Source organism: Bordetella sp. N (assembly GCF_001433395.1).
GTDB lineage: Bacteria > Pseudomonadota > Gammaproteobacteria > Burkholderiales > Burkholderiaceae_B > Bordetella_C.
On the sequence record NZ_CP013111.1, the window covers coordinates 2,228,988 to 2,244,055 of the forward strand.

At 65.0% G+C, this 15,068-nt stretch carries 14 protein-coding genes; 8 read left to right on the forward strand and 6 right to left on the reverse strand.

Going from position 1 to position 15,068, the window contains the following annotated elements; genetic code table 11:
* Window positions 1-19: 19 nt before the first annotated feature.
* The 8 genes from ASB57_RS09590 (at window position 20) to fliR (ending at window position 6,040) form a co-directional block, all read left to right on the forward strand.
* Window positions 20-1,408, forward strand: coding sequence for a flagellar hook-length control protein FliK (locus tag ASB57_RS09590; protein ID WP_057652024.1), 1,389 nt, complete (start codon window positions 20-22; stop codon window positions 1,406-1,408).
* A 200-nt stretch (window positions 1,409-1,608) separates the two neighbouring features.
* Window positions 1,609-2,190, forward strand: a complete 582-nt coding sequence (locus ASB57_RS09595; protein ID WP_057652025.1) for a flagellar basal body-associated FliL family protein — start codon at window positions 1,609-1,611, stop codon at window positions 2,188-2,190.
* A complete protein-coding gene (fliM, locus tag ASB57_RS09600; protein ID WP_057652026.1) occupies window positions 2,191-3,195 on the forward strand; it encodes a flagellar motor switch protein FliM in 1,005 nt (334 codons plus the stop codon).
* A complete protein-coding gene (fliN, locus tag ASB57_RS09605; protein ID WP_057652027.1) occupies window positions 3,188-3,709 on the forward strand; it encodes a flagellar motor switch protein FliN in 522 nt (173 codons plus the stop codon). Before fliM ends, fliN begins: the two co-directional genes overlap by 8 nt.
* Before the next feature lie 19 nt (window positions 3,710-3,728).
* Window positions 3,729-4,058, forward strand: a complete 330-nt coding sequence (fliO, locus tag ASB57_RS09610; RefSeq protein ID WP_057652028.1) for a flagellar biosynthetic protein FliO — start codon at window positions 3,729-3,731, stop codon at window positions 4,056-4,058.
* A 53-nt stretch (window positions 4,059-4,111) separates the two neighbouring features.
* Complete coding sequence (gene fliP, locus ASB57_RS09615; RefSeq protein ID WP_082621496.1) at window positions 4,112-4,909, forward strand: flagellar type III secretion system pore protein FliP; 798 nt, start codon at window positions 4,112-4,114, stop codon at window positions 4,907-4,909.
* A 35-nt stretch (window positions 4,910-4,944) separates the two neighbouring features.
* Window positions 4,945-5,214 (forward strand): flagellar biosynthesis protein FliQ, encoded by a 270-nt coding sequence (fliQ, locus tag ASB57_RS09620; RefSeq protein ID WP_057652029.1) that lies wholly within the window; start codon window positions 4,945-4,947, stop codon window positions 5,212-5,214.
* Between the two features lie 22 nt (window positions 5,215-5,236).
* Window positions 5,237-6,040 (forward strand): flagellar biosynthetic protein FliR, encoded by an 804-nt coding sequence (fliR, locus tag ASB57_RS09625; RefSeq protein WP_057652030.1) that lies wholly within the window; start codon window positions 5,237-5,239, stop codon window positions 6,038-6,040.
* A 482-nt stretch (window positions 6,041-6,522) separates the two neighbouring features.
* Here fliR and ASB57_RS09630 read toward each other — a convergent pair whose 3' ends face one another.
* The 6 genes from ASB57_RS09630 to flgJ form a co-directional block, all read right to left on the reverse strand.
* Entirely contained in the window at window positions 6,523-8,265 is a 1,743-nt protein-coding gene (locus ASB57_RS09630) for a methyl-accepting chemotaxis protein (protein ID WP_057652031.1), read from the reverse strand.
* A gap of 80 nt (window positions 8,266-8,345) precedes the next feature.
* Window positions 8,346-8,921: a hypothetical protein gene (locus ASB57_RS09635; protein WP_057652032.1), complete on the reverse strand. Its 576-nt coding sequence runs from the start codon at window positions 8,919-8,921 to the stop codon at window positions 8,346-8,348.
* Window positions 8,922-8,935: 14 nt separating this feature from the next.
* A complete protein-coding gene (locus ASB57_RS09640) occupies window positions 8,936-10,849 on the reverse strand; it encodes a methyl-accepting chemotaxis protein (protein WP_057652033.1) in 1,914 nt (637 codons plus the stop codon).
* A 65-nt stretch (window positions 10,850-10,914) separates the two neighbouring features.
* Window positions 10,915-12,159 (reverse strand): flagellar hook-associated protein FlgL, encoded by a 1,245-nt coding sequence (gene flgL, locus ASB57_RS09645; RefSeq protein WP_369822815.1) that lies wholly within the window; start codon window positions 12,157-12,159, stop codon window positions 10,915-10,917.
* Between the two features lie 43 nt (window positions 12,160-12,202).
* A complete protein-coding gene (gene flgK, locus ASB57_RS09650; protein ID WP_057652034.1) occupies window positions 12,203-13,858 on the reverse strand; it encodes a flagellar hook-associated protein FlgK in 1,656 nt (551 codons plus the stop codon).
* A 187-nt stretch (window positions 13,859-14,045) separates the two neighbouring features.
* Window positions 14,046-15,068 carry a flagellar assembly peptidoglycan hydrolase FlgJ gene (gene flgJ / locus ASB57_RS09655; protein WP_057652035.1) on the reverse strand — a complete coding sequence of 341 codons (1,023 nt, stop codon included), beginning with the start codon at window positions 15,066-15,068 and terminating at the stop codon, window positions 14,046-14,048.

The following is a 15,068-nucleotide window of genomic DNA, read 5'->3' on the forward strand; positions in this document are numbered from 1 at the left end:
ACCGAATTACAGGACCGTTATGACCGCCGCCGCGACGACCTTGCTCAACATCATTGCTCCGGCCTCACCCGCCGTGACCGGCAGTGCCAGCCGCGCTACGTCCGCTGACAAGGATTCCAATCCGGCGTTCGCGGACGTGATGTCGCGCCAGCGCGCCTCGGCTCAGCAGGACGACCGCGCCACGCAGCGCGCCGCCAATAACGGTGGCGCCACGTCCGCTCGCGACAGTGCGAAGAGCAATTCCAGCTCGTCCGCGCCGACCGCCGATACGCCCGCCAAACCCGGCGCCAAGGATACCGATACCCCCGACGGCAAGGACCCCGCCGCGGCCGACCAGCCGGTCGACCAGACGTTGAGCCAGCAAGCGCTGGCGATGGCCGCGCTGGTGGCGCAGATCACTGCCCAGCCGGCGCCCGCGCCTGCCTCGCCGCCCGTCCTGCCCGCCGGTGTCGGCACCGAAGCCGGCGACGCGCTGGCGGCGACCCTGGCCAGCGCGGCGGCAAGCACCACGACCGCGGTGCCGGTCACCCAGGACGATCAAGCCGCCACGACGACGCTGACCGCCGCCTTGGCGACCACGCCCAGCGCGGTGGAAACCGCCGCCGAAACCGCGCCGGTCGTCACCGCGCTGCCGGCCGCGCCGGCGCCCACCGTTCCGGCGGCAAACAACGCCAGCAAGGCTACGCCCCTGGCGGCGCAGGACAACACCCCCGCCGCCCCCGCGGCCACGCACGTCACCAGGCAGGCCGTCCAGGCCGCCGCCGATGGCGCTGCGTCGCAACAAAACAACAGCGACAAGTCCGACGACCTGGCCAAGCCGGCCCAGCACGTGGCGGCCGCGGATGCCGCGCCGGTCACGGCCGCGCCCACGAATGCCCACGAAGCGCTGGCCAATGCCGTCGCGGCCAGCCAGGCGCCCGTCACGGTGCAAGCCGCGCCGGTCACCACCGCGCTGCACGTCGCCACCCCGGTGGGCCAGGCCGGCTGGGCTGCCGACCTCAGCAAGCAGGTGGTCGTGCTGTCGAACAACGCGCAGCAGAAGACCCAGACCGCCGAACTGCGGCTCGATCCGCCGGACCTGGGTCCCTTGCGCATCACGCTGACCCTGAACGATGGCGTGGCCCAGGCGTCTTTCGTCTCCTCCCACGCCGCGGTGCGGCAGGCTCTTGAAGCCGCGCTGCCGCAACTGCAACAGGCGCTGTCCCAGGCCGGCATCTCGCTGGGCCAGACCAACGTCGGCGACCAGGGCGCCCAGGCCGGCTTCGCGGCCAACGACCAGGGCGGCCGCCAAGGCCAGTCGGGCCGCGACAGCGGCGCCACGCAAGGCGAAGGCAGCGCCAGCGACAGCATCGTGGCGACCGTGCAGTCGCGCCGCGCGGCCAATTCGCTGGTGGATACTTTTGCCTGAGCGGCGCACGCCGCCCGCCTGGCCCGGATAGCTCATTACCGGAAGCATTGATCTGACGCAGCTGATGGCCGGAAGCAATCGACTGAGATACGCAGATTTCGCCCTGTTTTTCAGACGCCTTCATGCAGGCGATTTGGGGCAGAATGTTTCCGGATACTCATAAATTCCGTTTTTCTCGGTAAACACCTCACCGAACCAAGATGGCGACTTCCAAAACACCCACCATGCCGTCACGCAGCACTTTGCCCGGGCGTTCCGGCGCAAGCCGACTGCTGCGTCCGATCATCGGACTGCTGGTCCTCCTGATCGTCGCCGGCGCCAGCGTCGCCACGACCTGGATGATCACCACGCGCTCGCAGCGCCAACAGCCGAACTCCGCCGTCCAGATCAATGTGGGCCAGGCGCAAGGCCCGAGCGCGTCCCCGACGACGTTCGTTCCGCCGCCGACCGCCCCCGCCGCCGTGCCGGCGCCGATCTTCATTCCCATCGAGCCTTTCACGGTCAGCGTGCAAAGCGCCAATACCGAGCGCATGCTGCACGTCGCGTTGACGCTGCGCGTGAGCGACGAGCAGACCCGTCAGCGCATCGAAAAGTACATGCCTGAAGTGCGCAGCCGCATCCTGCTGCTGGCCTCCTCGCAGACGCCGGAAAGCGTGCAGACGCCGCAAGGCAAGGTCGACCTGGCCGCAGCCATCGTCAAGGCGGTCAACAAGCCGTTCTCGCCCATCCCCGATGGCCAGTACGTCACCGACGTCCTCTTCACGGCATTCGTGGTGCAATAAATGGCCTACGAGGCTTTTCTTTCGCAGGATGAAGTCGACGCCCTGCTCGCGGGCGTCACCGGCGAAGACGACGGCAAGGCACAGGCGCAACAGGAGCAGGAAGGCGTCCGCGCCTATGACCTGAGCTCGCCCGAGCGCGTGGTGCGGCGCCGCATGCAGACGCTGGAGCTGATCAACGAACGCTTCGCGCGTCACATGCGCAGCGTGTTGTTGAACTTCATGCGCCGCAACGCCGACATCACGGTCGGTTCGATCAAGATCATGAAGTATTCGGATTTTGAACGTAACCTGCCGGTGCCCAGCAACCTGAACATGGTGCAGATGAAGCCGCTGCGCGGCACTGCTCTGTTCACCTACGATCCCAACCTGGTATTTCTGGTCATCGACAGCCTGTTCGGCGGCGATGGGCGTTACCACACCCGGGTCGAAGGGCGCGACTTCACCACGACCGAGCAGCGCATCATCCGTCGCCTGCTCAATCTGACGCTGGAAAGCTACGGCAAGTCCTGGGACGCGGTCTATCCCATCGAATTCGAATACGTGCGTTCCGAAATGCACACCAAGTTCGCCAGCATCACGGGCGACAACGAAGTGGTGGTGGTCACCCCCTTCCACATCGAATTCGGCGCGACCGGTGGCGACCTGAACATCTGCCTGCCCTACTCCATGATCGAGCCGGTGCGCGATCTGTTGACCCGGCCCCTGCAGGAAAACACCCTGGAAGCCGTCGACCAGCGCTGGGCGACGCAGCTGTCGCGCCAGGTGCGCAGCGCCGACGTCGAACTGGTGGCGGAATTCGTCACCCTCGACTCCTCGATCCGCAGCCTGCTGAACATGAAGGTCGGCGACGTCCTGCCCGTTGAAGTGCCGGAAATCATCACCGCGCGCATCAATGAAGTCCCGGTCATGGAATGCGGCTACGGCGTGTTCAATACGCAATACGCCCTGCGCATCCAGAATTTGCTAACTCCCAACGATTCCAATACTGAGGCCCCGAATGACTGATCCTAACGATCAAGCAGGCGGCACCAGCCCGTCCGCCTCCGGCGCCGACGACTGGGCCGATGCGCTCGCCGAGCAATCCAATGCCGCCACGCAGTCCCAGGCCGATGGCCTGAAGGCCGCTGAAGACCCCTGGGCCGCCGCCATGGCGGAACAGTCCGCGACCACGTCGGCCGCGCCCAGCCCGGCCCCGCAATCCGCTGCCAAGGCCGTGTTCAAGCCGCTGTCCGGCAGTGGCGAAAAGGCCACCACCGACATCGACCTGATCATGGACGTGCCGGTGCAGATGACGGTGGAACTGGGCCGCACGCGCCTGACCATCAAGAACCTGCTGCAACTGGGCCAGGGCTCGGTGGTCGAGCTCGACGGTCTGGCCGGCGAACCGATGGATATCTTCGTCAACGGCTACCTGATCGCCCAGGGCGAAGTGGTGGTGGTCGACGATAAGTACGGCATCCGCCTGACCGATATCATCACCCCGTCCGAACGTATCAACCGCCTCAACGGCCGCCGTTGATCCCGTATTTGAGCTTGTCATGACCTCGCCTGACGTTTTGCGCCTGTTCCTCGGCCTTGTGCTGGTGATAGGCATCATTCTCGCCGTCGGCTGGGTCGCCCGCCGGGGCGGCTTGAATGGCCGGGCGCGGGGTCATATGCGCGTTATCGAAAATCTGGGCCTGGGTCCGCGCCATCGCATGGTCCTGGTTCAGGTCGACGACACCTGGCTGGTCATCGGCATCAGCGCCGGCCAGATGAATGTGCTGCACACGCTGCCCGCCGGCGCGCCCTTGCCGGACCTGCCGGTGGCGCCGGTGTCGGCTTTCGCCGGCAAGCTGGGCGAAGCCTGGCGCCGCCGCAACGGCTGAAGGTTCATCTCCAGCATTAACGGGCGGCGAGGCCGCCACCGCCAGAATCCGCCATGAGCATTTTCCGCAGTTGGGCCCCTCTGTTGCGACGCGCGCGTTTCCCGCGCCGTGGCGGCGCCTTGCTTGGCCTGGTGGCGCTGCTGCTGTTGGTGCCCGGCATCGTCCTGGCCCAGGCCACCCTCCCCGCCCTGACGGCCACACCGGGCCCCAATGGCACGGAAAACTATTCGCTGAGCGTACAGACGCTCATCATGCTGACGTCGCTGAGCTTCCTGCCGGCGGCGGTGCTGATGATGACGGGCTTCACCCGCATCATCATCGTGCTGAGCCTGATGCGCAGCGCGCTGGGCACCCAGTCCACCCCGCCGAATATGGTGCTGGTGGGGCTGGCCCTGTTCCTGACGGCGTACACCATGTCGCCGGTGTTCGACGAGATCTACACGAAGGCCTACCAGCCCCTCACCACCGGTTCGATCACCTTCGAAACGGCGCTTGAGCGTGGCGCGCAGCCGCTGCGTACCTTCATGTTGCACCAGACCCGGGAAACCGACCTGGCGCTCTTCGCCAACATGACCAACCAGCCGGCCATGGACACGCCCGCCAACGTGCCGTTGAAGGTGCTGGTGCCGGCCTTCGTGACCAGTGAGCTGAAAACCGCGTTCCAGATCGGCTTCACCGTCTTCATTCCCTTCCTGATCATCGACATGGTGGTCGCCAGCGTGCTGATGGGCCTGGGCATGATGATGGTACCGCCCGTCACGGTGTCGCTGCCCTTCAAGTTGATGCTGTTCGTGCTGGCCGATGGCTGGCATCTGTTGCTGGGCTCCTTGTCCCGCAGTTTCTATCAATAGCGCCCAGCCCGCGCCGCCCCAGCGAGTCATCCGCCATGAACGACCAGACCGTAATGACGATGTCCTATCAGGCCATGAAAATGGTGCTGATCGTGGCCGGCCCCCTGCTGCTGGTGACCTTGGCCGTCGGCCTGGTCATCAGCGTGTTCCAGGCCGCCACGCAGATCAACGAAATGACCTTGTCCTTCATTCCCAAGCTGCTGGCCGTGGCCGCCACCCTGGTGGTGCTGGGCCCGTGGCTGATGCAGACGATGGTCGACTACATACGCCAGATCATGGAACAGATACCGGCCCTGGTGTCTTGACACCGCAAGCCATGCCGGCGCCATGATCAGCTTCACTCTCGACCAGCTATACGGCTGGATCAACGCTTTCCTGTGGCCCTTCGTGCGGCTGTTGGCCATGTTTTCCGTGGCGCCGCTGTTCGGCGAATCGTCGGCGCCCTCCATTCCCAAAGTCGGCCTGGCCGCCATCATCGCCATGGTGGTGGCGCCCACGCTGCCCGCTTTTCCGGCGGTGGCGCCCAGTTCCTATGAGGGGCTGTGGATATTGGCGCAGCAGGTCTTCATCGGTATGTCGCTGGGCTTCGTGATGCGTATCGCCTTTTCGGCGGTGCAGACGGCCGGCGATTTTGTCGGCCTGCAGATGGGCTTGTCGCTGGCAACCATCTACGATCCTTCCACGCACTCGAATACCGAAGTGGTGGCGCGGCTGTTCAATATGCTGGCCATGCTGCTGTTTCTGGTTTTCAACGGGCATCTGCTGATGCTGGATGTGTTGATCCGCAGCTTCACGGTTCTGCCCATCGGGCATGACACCTTGAATCCCGCGGCCTTCATGGGGATCGCGGAGCTGGGCGGAAGGATCTTCTCGTCGGGCCTGCTGCTGGCTTTGCCCCTGATCGCGGCGCTGCTGACCTTGAACCTGGCGCTGGGGATTCTGAACCGCGCCGCGCCGCAGTTGTCGGCTTTCTCCGTGGGCTTTCCCATCACGCTGATTTCTGGAGTGGTGCTGCTGACGGTGGTATTGCCGCACACGCCCTCGTATCTCAACGAGTTTTATCAAGATCTGCTGGCTGCAATGGCTCGGATAGCAGATACCTTGGCTGCCCCCCGAGGCACGGGAAGTTAATTTCATCGTCCCTCCTGACGGAGGGACGATGGTCCGAGCTTTTATCAGCTTGGACTGGAAAGTCCCCTTCCCCGACCCCCATCAGCCTGCGTCTGCGCCTCAGCGCGCGGCGATGAGGCATAACCGCCCTTCACCACATCCCTTAAGAACTCAATCCAGCGGGGCGCCGCGGAGCCGGGCTCTGCCGGTCCGCCGGCGCGCCCCCTGGGAAGGCGCGTAGCGCCTTCGGGGGGGGCCTATTCTCAAAAAAATGCCCCATCCGTAGGATGGGGCACGATTGACGCTGGCGTTGGCTCGCGGAGAACCCGCTGTCGTTGCCTGGTCAGTCCAACCTGCGTTGACAGACCCGTTCAGGTCCGCCGTTGCCGGCTAATAATTAAACTTAAGAACCCGTTTAGCGGGGCGCCGCGGAGCCGGCTTTGCCGGTCCGCTGGCGCGCCCCCTGGGGAGAAGGCGCGTAGCGCCTTCGGGGGGGCCAAATTTCAATGCGCTGCGAGCTGGGCGGCGTAACCAGCGCCACCGAGCTGCTGGGCCGGCACTTCGATGACCTGCCCTTCGTTGACCTTGAACACCGAGACCGCTTCAGCCAGGCGCTGGGCCTGCTCCTGCAGCGAACCGGCAGCAGCGGCAGCTTCTTCGACCAAGGCTGCGTTCTGCTGCGTCACTTCGTCCATCTGCGACACAGCGCGGTTCACCTGGTCGATACCGCTGGACTGCTCCTCGGACGCCGCCGAGATTTCGCCCATGATGTCCGTCACCCGTTTCACCGACGTCACGATTTCCTGCATCGTGGCGCCCGCGCGCTCGACCTGCTGCGAACCCGCGCCCACCTTCGTCACGGAATCCTCGATCAGGCCCTTGATTTCCTTGGCCGCCTGGGCGCTGCGCTGAGCCAGCGAGCGCACTTCACCCGCCACCACCGCGAAGCCCTTGCCCTGTTCACCGGCACGGGCGGCTTCCACCGCCGCGTTCAGCGCCAGGATGTTGGTCTGGAACGCAATGCCGTCGATCACGCTGACGATCTCGGAAATCTTGCGCGAGCTGGCCGAAATGCCCTGCATCGTGCTGACCACCTCGTTCACCGCCGAACCGCCGCGAGCCGCCACATCCGACGCGCTGGCCGCCAACTGATTGGCCTGGCGCGCATTGTCGGCGTTCTGCTTCACGGTCGACGCCAACTCTTCCATCGACGCCGCGGTTTCTTCCAGCGAAGCCGCCTGCTGCTCGGTGCGGCTGGACAGGTCGGTATTGCCCGCGGAAATCTCCCGCGAACCCACGTTGATTTCATCCACGCCACGGCGCACTTGCGACACCGTGCGGGTCAGGCTTTCCTGCATGCGCTTGAGCGCCGCGTAAAGCTGGCCGATTTCGTTGTGCGAACGCACGTCGACGCGCTGGGTCAGGTCGCCGCCGGCGATCTTCTCGAAATGCTGGCCGGCTTCCACCAGCGGACGCACCACGGCACGGCCGAACACGATGCGCGACAGGATCATCAGCAGGACGGCCGCGCCCACGGCCACACCCACCGCGATCAGCGCCAGGTCCAGGTTGTGCTTGGCCTGGCGATTCGTCTCGGCCTGTTCGCCGCCGATGTACTTGGTGAATTCCTCGATGGCGTCGGTGAAGGAAGCGCTACGCGGCACGCCATATTCCGTGTTCACCATGTAGAAGGTGCTGTAGTCCTGGCTGCGCAGGGCCTCCACCATGGTGTCGATACCGTCGTCGATGTACGAGCGGTAGCGGCGCACCAGGTTCATCGACAGCTGGCGGCCCGTGTCGTCCTCCAGCATGTTCTTCTGGAAGTCGGCGAACTGGTTGCGGACGCTGGCCAGCAAGTCGTTGGCCTGCTTCAACGTGTCGGCGGCATCGCGCTTGGCGTTGTTGGCGGCCGATTGGCTGACGCCTTCCACCGCTGCGTCCTGCAGGCTGCGGGCCGACTGCAACAGCGCGACACGGGCGCGCAGCATATTGCCGTTGATCACTTGCACCTGCGATACCCGGTCGGTCAACTGACCCAGCTCCAGCACCGCGTGATAGTTCTGGTTCAGGAAGTAGGCCGCCATGCCGCCCACCGCCGCGATCAGTACCGCGAAGATGGCCAGTACCAGCATCAGCATGGACCCCACGCGCACGTCACGCACCGCGAACTTGCGCTTCACCTTGGGCGCGCGCGTTTTCTTCTTGTTTACTTTTGTCTTGCGGCCTGACTCGGTGATGGTGTCCATGTAAACCTCCGAACTATCCTCTAATACTAGTAATGGCCGCGTCACGCCCTCGGGCGCAATCACGGCCGGCGACAACGCCGCTAGCGCGGCGTCGCTGTTTTCCCTTCGGTCACCGGCGTTGCGGCGGGTCCGTTCCCCGGGATGAAAATAGGCATGGATGCGGGATCTTCCGGCCGTGCCGGAAGGATGATCTCCGCGGGTGCGGCGTTATCCGGCGCGCCATTCGCGGATGCGGATGGCGGCGGCACATAAACGCCCAGCAACTTCTGCCGGCTGTCGCCGGGCAGCATGACGTTGTCCGTGTCCAGCAATCTGATCAGGCGGCCATCGGCGCCGAATTGCAGCAAAGTGGACTTGTGTACGTAAATGGCGTCGGTCACCAGGGTGACCTTGTAATCCCAGCGGGCCAGCAAGGTGCCGTCGCTTTGCGGCAACTGCTGTGTAGGCAGCGCGTTGAAAGCGCGCGTCGCCTCCATCATGGTCGATTGACCCGGCACCAGCGAACCGACACGCTCGTCGGTGTAATAGCGGCCCGTGGTGGTATAGGCACAGCCTGCCAGCGCCATGGCACCGGCCAGGGCCCCCGCGCACGCCAGGGCGCGCAGGATGAGCCGGAGGCCGGCGTTAAGTCTGGGATGGATGCGGGTGGCGGCCATGGCGTGCTCGTGTTTTAGAACGATTCCCAGTCGTCATCGCTGACGGTGGCGGCGGCCGGCTTGCGCACGGCGGTAGCGGGAGCCGCGGCCGGGGCCGCGCTTGCCGGTGCGCTACGCGTCACGCGGGCCGCGGGCTTGAGCGGCTCGCTGGCCGCTTGCGGGGCGGGTGCCGCACGGCGGGCGGGCGCGGCGGCGGGTGCGGCAGCCTTGGCCGGCGCAGCCGGGCTGGGGCTGTCCAGGCGCGGCACGTCTACCGTCGATGCCGGTCCGACATGCGCCTGCACGGCGGGCTTGGCGGGCGCGGGGCGCGACTGGGGCGGCGCCATCCGCGGCGCGGCGGGCGCGTGCAACTGCTGCGCCGCCACTTCGATGACCTGGCCCTGATTGATCTTGAATACGGCGACGGCTTCGGCCAGGCGCTGGGCCTGCTCCTGCAGCGAACCGGCAGCAGCGGCAGCTTCTTCGACCAAGGCCGCGTTCTGCTGCGTCACTTCGTCCATCTGCGACACCGCGCGGTTGACCTGGTCGATACCAGTGGACTGCTCTTCGGACGCCGCCGAGATCTCGCCCATGATGTCCGTCACCCGCTTCACCGACGTCACGATTTCCTGCATCGTGGCGCCCGCGCGCTCGACCTGCTGCGAACCCGCGCCCACCTTGGTCACGGAATCCTCGATCAGGCCCTTGATTTCCTTGGCCGCCTGGGCGCTACGCTGGGCCAGCGAGCGCACTTCGCCCGCCACCACCGCGAAGCCCTTGCCCTGCTCACCCGCACGGGCAGCTTCCACTGCCGCGTTCAGCGCCAGAATATTGGTCTGGAAGGCGATGCCGTCGATCACGCTGACGATCTCGGAGATCTTGCGCGAGCTGGCCGAAATGCCCTGCATCGTGCTGACCACCTCGTTCACCGCCGAACCGCCCCGCTCCGCCACGTCCGATGCGCTGGCCGCAAGTTGATTGGCCTGGCGTGCATTGTCGGCGTTCTGCTTCACGGTCGACGCCAGTTGCTCCATCGACGCCGCGGTTTCTTCCAGCGACGCCGCCTGCTGCTCGGTGCGGCTGGACAGGTCGGTATTGCCCGCGGAAATCTCCCGCGCGCCGACGTTGATCTCTTCCACGCCACGGCGCACCGTCGCCACCGTGCGGGTCAGGCTTTCCTGCATGCGCTTGACCGCGCCGAACAGCACACCGATCTCGTTGGTGCTCTTCACTTCGATGCGCTGGGTGAAGTCCCCGGTCGCGATGCGGTCGAAGTGCTCGCCGGCGTCGCGCATCGGGCGCAGGATGGTACGGCTGATGACGATCCAGCAGCCCATGGTCAGCAGGATCGCGACGATGACCATGACCACCGTAACGATCTCGGAGCGGGTAAAGTCGCTATGGCCTTCCGCGACCAGTACATCCGTGCTCTTGTCCATTGCGTCCAGGAAGCCCTGGAAGGCGCGATCGGCATTTTCCGTCGCGTCACGCATCTGGTCGTAGGTCCGGCCGAAGGCCTCGGCGTCCTTGGCGCGCAAGGCATTGCCTTGGGCGTCCAGGGCAGCGGACATGCGGCGATAGGCGCTGTCGACCGCGCTGACCAGGGCATCGGAGCCTTCCAGCTTGGGCGACTTCGAGAAGATGTCGAAGGACTTGGCCGCCGCGGTGCGATAGGTGTTGACGTTGTCGGCGTTGCGCAGCGCCGAATCGACATTGCCCTCGCGCAGGAAGTTGTAGCCGGTCCACAGGCTCAAGCGCGCGCGCAGCAGCTTGTTGTACGTGTCGTAGACGCGGGCGACCTGATCGGTATAAACCAGATTGAGTTGATCGGACTTGGTATTGACCGATTTCAAGCCCATCCAGCCCACCCCGTTGGAAACGAGCATGGCGACCATGTAGAGGGCCAGGACCAGGATGATGCTGGTCCGGATTTTCATATTCGAGAACATTCTGTCTTTCTATCCCGCCATGACGCCGCGTCCGGGTGGGGGTACCCGGACTACGGCGAGACGCTTTATTTATTCATGCTGAAGAGGCTGACACCCTGGATCGACTGAAACGCGGCCATCGATGCCTGCAGCGCGACGTTCTGCAACGTCAGCGCCGAGTAGGCGGCGTAATAATCGAGCCCGGTCAAATCGGACAAGGTCTTGCTGGCCGTCAACGCGCGTTGATTGCCAGTAGTGGTAAGGGCATCCAGTTCGTTCTGACGCGAGCCCACCGAAGCCTGTACGGTGGACACATTGTCGAGGTTGATCGCGAGCTTGCGCGCGGCCGTGGTCAAAGTGTTACGCAGATTGGCCGTCGACGCGGCGTCGCCCTGGGTCGGCGCCGTCAACGCCGTGATCAGCTGATCCAGCGTGCCGAAGATGTCCATGTCGGCGTTCTGCGCCGGTTCCACCGTGAAGCTGTCGCCATCGGCGGGCGCGCCCGACAGGGTCATGGTCACGCCGCCCATGTCGATGGTGTCGCCATCCTTATAGGCCGTCGGGGTCGACGTGGTCGACGTGCCCGTCGAATCCGTGGTGGTGATGGTGTAGGTGGTGTCGCCCGTGGTGGCATCGATCGCGAAATCGATCTGGAACGACGAACCGAGGTTGGCGCCACCCGACTGGATATTCGGCGCCAGGAAGGTGGCGCTGCCGGTGTTGGTGGAACTGGCCGACGCGATATAGGACGTGGTGCCCGGATTGACGCGGTTGAAAATGTCCGAGCCGATATCCGACGACGACATCTGGCGGGCCTGCTCGACCTGGATGGTGCGCTGGCCCGTGTCGCCGGCGTACGTGATCGCGCCGGTGGTCGGATCCTTGACGTAGGCAGCGGTGCCGCTCTGGTAACCGGAGAACAGGTACTGGCCGTTGCCGTCCGTGGTGTTGGCCAGCGCGAACAATGCATCGCGCGAATTGGTCAGCACGGTGGCCAGGGTCTGGCGATCGGTATCGGACAAGGTGCCGTTACCGGCCTGCACGACCTTTTCCATCACGCCCTGAATATTGTTGACGATGGAACTCAGCGCATTGTCTTCATTGCCCAGCGCCGTGTTGGCCACGTTGCGGTTGGACGCATAGTTGCTGACCATGGACTGGTTCTGCGCGGCATTGATGGCCTGCCCCGCCGCCAACGGATCGTCCGAAGGCGTCACGATGCGACGGCCGCTGCTGAGCTGCTGTTGCAGGCTCAGAAGACCCGACTGGCTGTTGAGGATGCCGTTCAGGCCGCTCTGGTAAATCATCGAGGTGCTGAGACGCACGGTCATGCTGATGCTCCTAAATCTCTAAGCTGGCGTGTTCGTTACGGGCTTACTGGATACCCAACAGGGCTTCGAAGACCGTATTGGCGACGTCGATGATCTTGGCGGCGGCCTGGTATTGCTGCTGGAACATGCTCAGGCTGACGTACTCTTCGTTCAGGTTGACCCCCGACACCGACTGCTGGTCGGTCTGGCGCTGGGAAATCACGGATTGCTGCGCGGTGTCGTTGGCCTTGGCGGCAGCAGCTTGCTGCCCCACGGTGTTGACGATCTGCGAGTAGGCTTCGGTGACGCTCAGGGTGCCGCCGGCCAGGGTCTTGCTGGTTTGCAACTGCGCCATCAGCAAGGCATTGTTGCCGTTGGCCGAACCCGGGTTGGTCGTGTCCGATGCCGCGATCTTGCTGGGATCCGTGATGGCGACGGCCAGACCGCCAGCCGCGTCGCGGGTGGGGTTCAGGGTCCACTTGTCGCCATCGGCGGGCGTGCCGCCGAGGTTGATGGACAGGCCATCGAATTCCATGGGCGGCGTGGTGCCGTCACCCGAGTACACCTGGACGCCGTCGGAACGGGTAACCGTATAGTCGCCGCCCGTATAGCTGATGGTGTAGTCGTTGGACGTCAGGGCGCTGGCGTCGGTGTAGTCGGCGCTGATGGTGCCGGTACCGGTGTTCTTGGCGTTGGCCAGGCCCTGGGGCGTGGCCAAGGTGAAGAAATCCTCGCCCGCGACGCCGCTCAGGTCCACGCCCTGCTTTTGCAAGGCATTGAACGAGGTGGCCAGGCCAACCGACATCTGGCCCAGCTTGTTCTGCAGCGTGTCCAGCGACGAGGAACGGAACTGCAACAAACCGCCCAGGCTGCCCTGGGTGATGGCGGAATCCTTCATTTCGACGGTGGTGGTGGCGCCGCCGGGGCCCGAGGGCACGGTGTAGGCGACCACGGTCCGCTGCGGATCGGCGGCCGAGGGCACGGCCTGCAATTTGTAGGTGGTGGTGCCGGACAGCAGCGCCTGGCCGCTGGACAGCGAGATGTCCACCGAATAGCCGTTGGAGGCGGTCGACTGGCGGATACCGACCACCGTGCCCAGCTGCTGGACCAGCGAGTCGCGCTGATCCATCAGGTCGTTGGGCGCATTGCCCGCGCCATTGCTGACGGCGGCGACGATCTGCTGGTTCAGCGTATTGATCTGGTCGAGGTAGCTGTTGACCTGGTCGACCGACGACGAAATCTGGGTGTTGAGGCCGGTGCGCTGCGTCTGCAGGTCCGTATACGCGGAGTTGATCTGGCTGACCAGGCTCTGGGCCTTGCCGATCAGGTCCTGCCGCGTGGCGGCGTCGGCCGGCGAGCTGGCGACGGCATTGAGCGAGGTAAAGAAGGCCGACAGGGCCGGCGACACGCCCGTGGTGTCGTCGCCCAGCATGTTGTCCACCTGCGTGAGCTGCGTCAGCAGGCTGGACGTGGCGGCGCCGGTGCTTTGCGCCTGCACCAGCTGGTTGTACAGAAAGCCGCTGTATTGGCGCGACACGGTATCGACCATGACCCCGCGGCCGAAATAGCCGCTACCCGTCGCGGTGGCGCCGGCGGTCGACGTCATCACCTTCTGACGGTTATAGCCATCCGTCCCCGAGTTATCGATGTTGTGGCCAGTGACCGTCAGGCCGGCTTGCGCCGAATTCAGGCCACTCAGGCCAAGGCTGAACAAACTCATGTCTAATGCCTCTGCAAATTACCGTGCGAGTTCTCGGGATACAGGCTTAACGGCAACGATCCGCAAAAATTTAGCGTTATCTAACGAATGATTCCTTCCCAGGACCGCGTCGAATTCCGGATCGGCAACACGGTTGGAAGGCGCGGCGCCATGGCGCCGCTTCAGATGTTTTTCAGGGGAATTCGCATCAGATCCCTCCCCCGCCGGCGCCGGCGCGGCCGCCCTTGAATTGCCCCATGATGCCGATCAGCTTGTCCGCGTAACGGGGGTCGGTGGCATAGCCGGCGGCCTGGATGCGGCGGGCCGCGTCCACTTCGTCGCGCGCTTGCGCCACGCCTTCGTAACGGGGGCTGCCGCCGATCAGGCGGGCATAGTCGGCGAACGACTCTGCGTAGGAGTTGTAAGCGCGGAACGGCTGCATCAGCTTTTTGGGAACACCGTCTTCATATTCAGTGGTCATCACGTTGACGACCTTGCCCTTCCAGCTGTCGTTGGCCTTGATGCCGAACAGGTTGTAGCTGGTGCGGCCGTCTTCGTAGCGGATCTCGCGCTTGCCCCAGCCCGACTCCAGGGCCGCCTGGCCCAGGATCAGGCGTGCCGGCACGCCGCTCATGCGCTCGGCCGCCTTGGCCGCCGAGGCCATCTTGGACACGAACTCGACCACGTGGTCGGGCGCCCCTTCGGACGCGGCCAGCGCGCGGTCGGACGCGCGGTTGCGGTCCAACACGCGCAGCAGGGCCGCCAGTTCCGGCGACATGCTGCCGTCCGGACGGGGCGGCGCCATGCGGCCGCGCAAGCCCAGCGCGACGTCGCCCTGGGCGGGATCGCCCGCATTGGCGGTCGCGGCATCGTCGACGGTGCTGCCGGCCGGCGGCTCGGCGTCGCCGTTCTGCGCCCGCATCTGGCGCAAGAGCGACTGCGCCAGGCCGATGCCCGGGGTCGCCAGTTGCAGGGCCAGCTGTTCGTCGGCCATGGACTGCATCATGCGCGACTGCTCGGAGTCGAACAGGCCACTTTTCATGGAGGCCTCGCGCATGCGCTTGAGCATCATCTGCAGATAGACGGCTTCGAATTGCTTGGCGACTTCGGCCTGCTTGTCCGCGGCGTTCGGATTGGCGCCGACGTCGCGCTTGAGCGCGCCCAGCGAGCCGAAATCGAAGATCGACGACTGCGCCGAATCCAGCGTGGTGGCACTGGACGGGATAGCCAT

Bases quoted from the DNA above. Each gene is read 5' to 3' on its own strand.
- ASB57_RS09590 (WP_057652024.1), top strand. From the start codon at position 20: ATGACCGCCGCCGCGACGACCTTGCTCAACATCATTGCTCCGGCCTCA.
- ASB57_RS09595 (WP_057652025.1), top strand. From the start codon at position 1,609: ATGGCGACTTCCAAAACACCCACCATGCCGTCACGCAGCACTTTGCCC.
- fliM (WP_057652026.1), top strand. From the start codon at position 2,191: ATGGCCTACGAGGCTTTTCTTTCGCAGGATGAAGTCGACGCCCTGCTC.
- fliN (WP_057652027.1), top strand. From the start codon at position 3,188: ATGACTGATCCTAACGATCAAGCAGGCGGCACCAGCCCGTCCGCCTCC.
- fliO (WP_057652028.1), top strand. From the start codon at position 3,729: ATGACCTCGCCTGACGTTTTGCGCCTGTTCCTCGGCCTTGTGCTGGTG.
- fliP (WP_082621496.1), top strand. From the start codon at position 4,112: ATGAGCATTTTCCGCAGTTGGGCCCCTCTGTTGCGACGCGCGCGTTTC.
- fliQ (WP_057652029.1), top strand. From the start codon at position 4,945: ATGAACGACCAGACCGTAATGACGATGTCCTATCAGGCCATGAAAATG.
- fliR (WP_057652030.1), top strand. From the start codon at position 5,237: ATGATCAGCTTCACTCTCGACCAGCTATACGGCTGGATCAACGCTTTC.
- ASB57_RS09630 (WP_057652031.1), bottom strand. From the start codon at position 8,265: ATGGACACCATCACCGAGTCAGGCCGCAAGACAAAAGTAAACAAGAAG.
- ASB57_RS09635 (WP_057652032.1), bottom strand. From the start codon at position 8,921: ATGGCCGCCACCCGCATCCATCCCAGACTTAACGCCGGCCTCCGGCTC.
- ASB57_RS09640 (WP_057652033.1), bottom strand. From the start codon at position 10,849: ATGTTCTCGAATATGAAAATCCGGACCAGCATCATCCTGGTCCTGGCC.
- flgL (WP_369822815.1), bottom strand. From the start codon at position 12,159: ATGACCGTGCGTCTCAGCACCTCGATGATTTACCAGAGCGGCCTGAAC.
- flgK (WP_057652034.1), bottom strand. From the start codon at position 13,858: ATGAGTTTGTTCAGCCTTGGCCTGAGTGGCCTGAATTCGGCGCAAGCC.
- flgJ (WP_057652035.1), bottom strand. From the start codon at position 15,068: ATGGCTATCCCGTCCAGTGCCACCACGCTGGATTCGGCGCAGTCGTCG.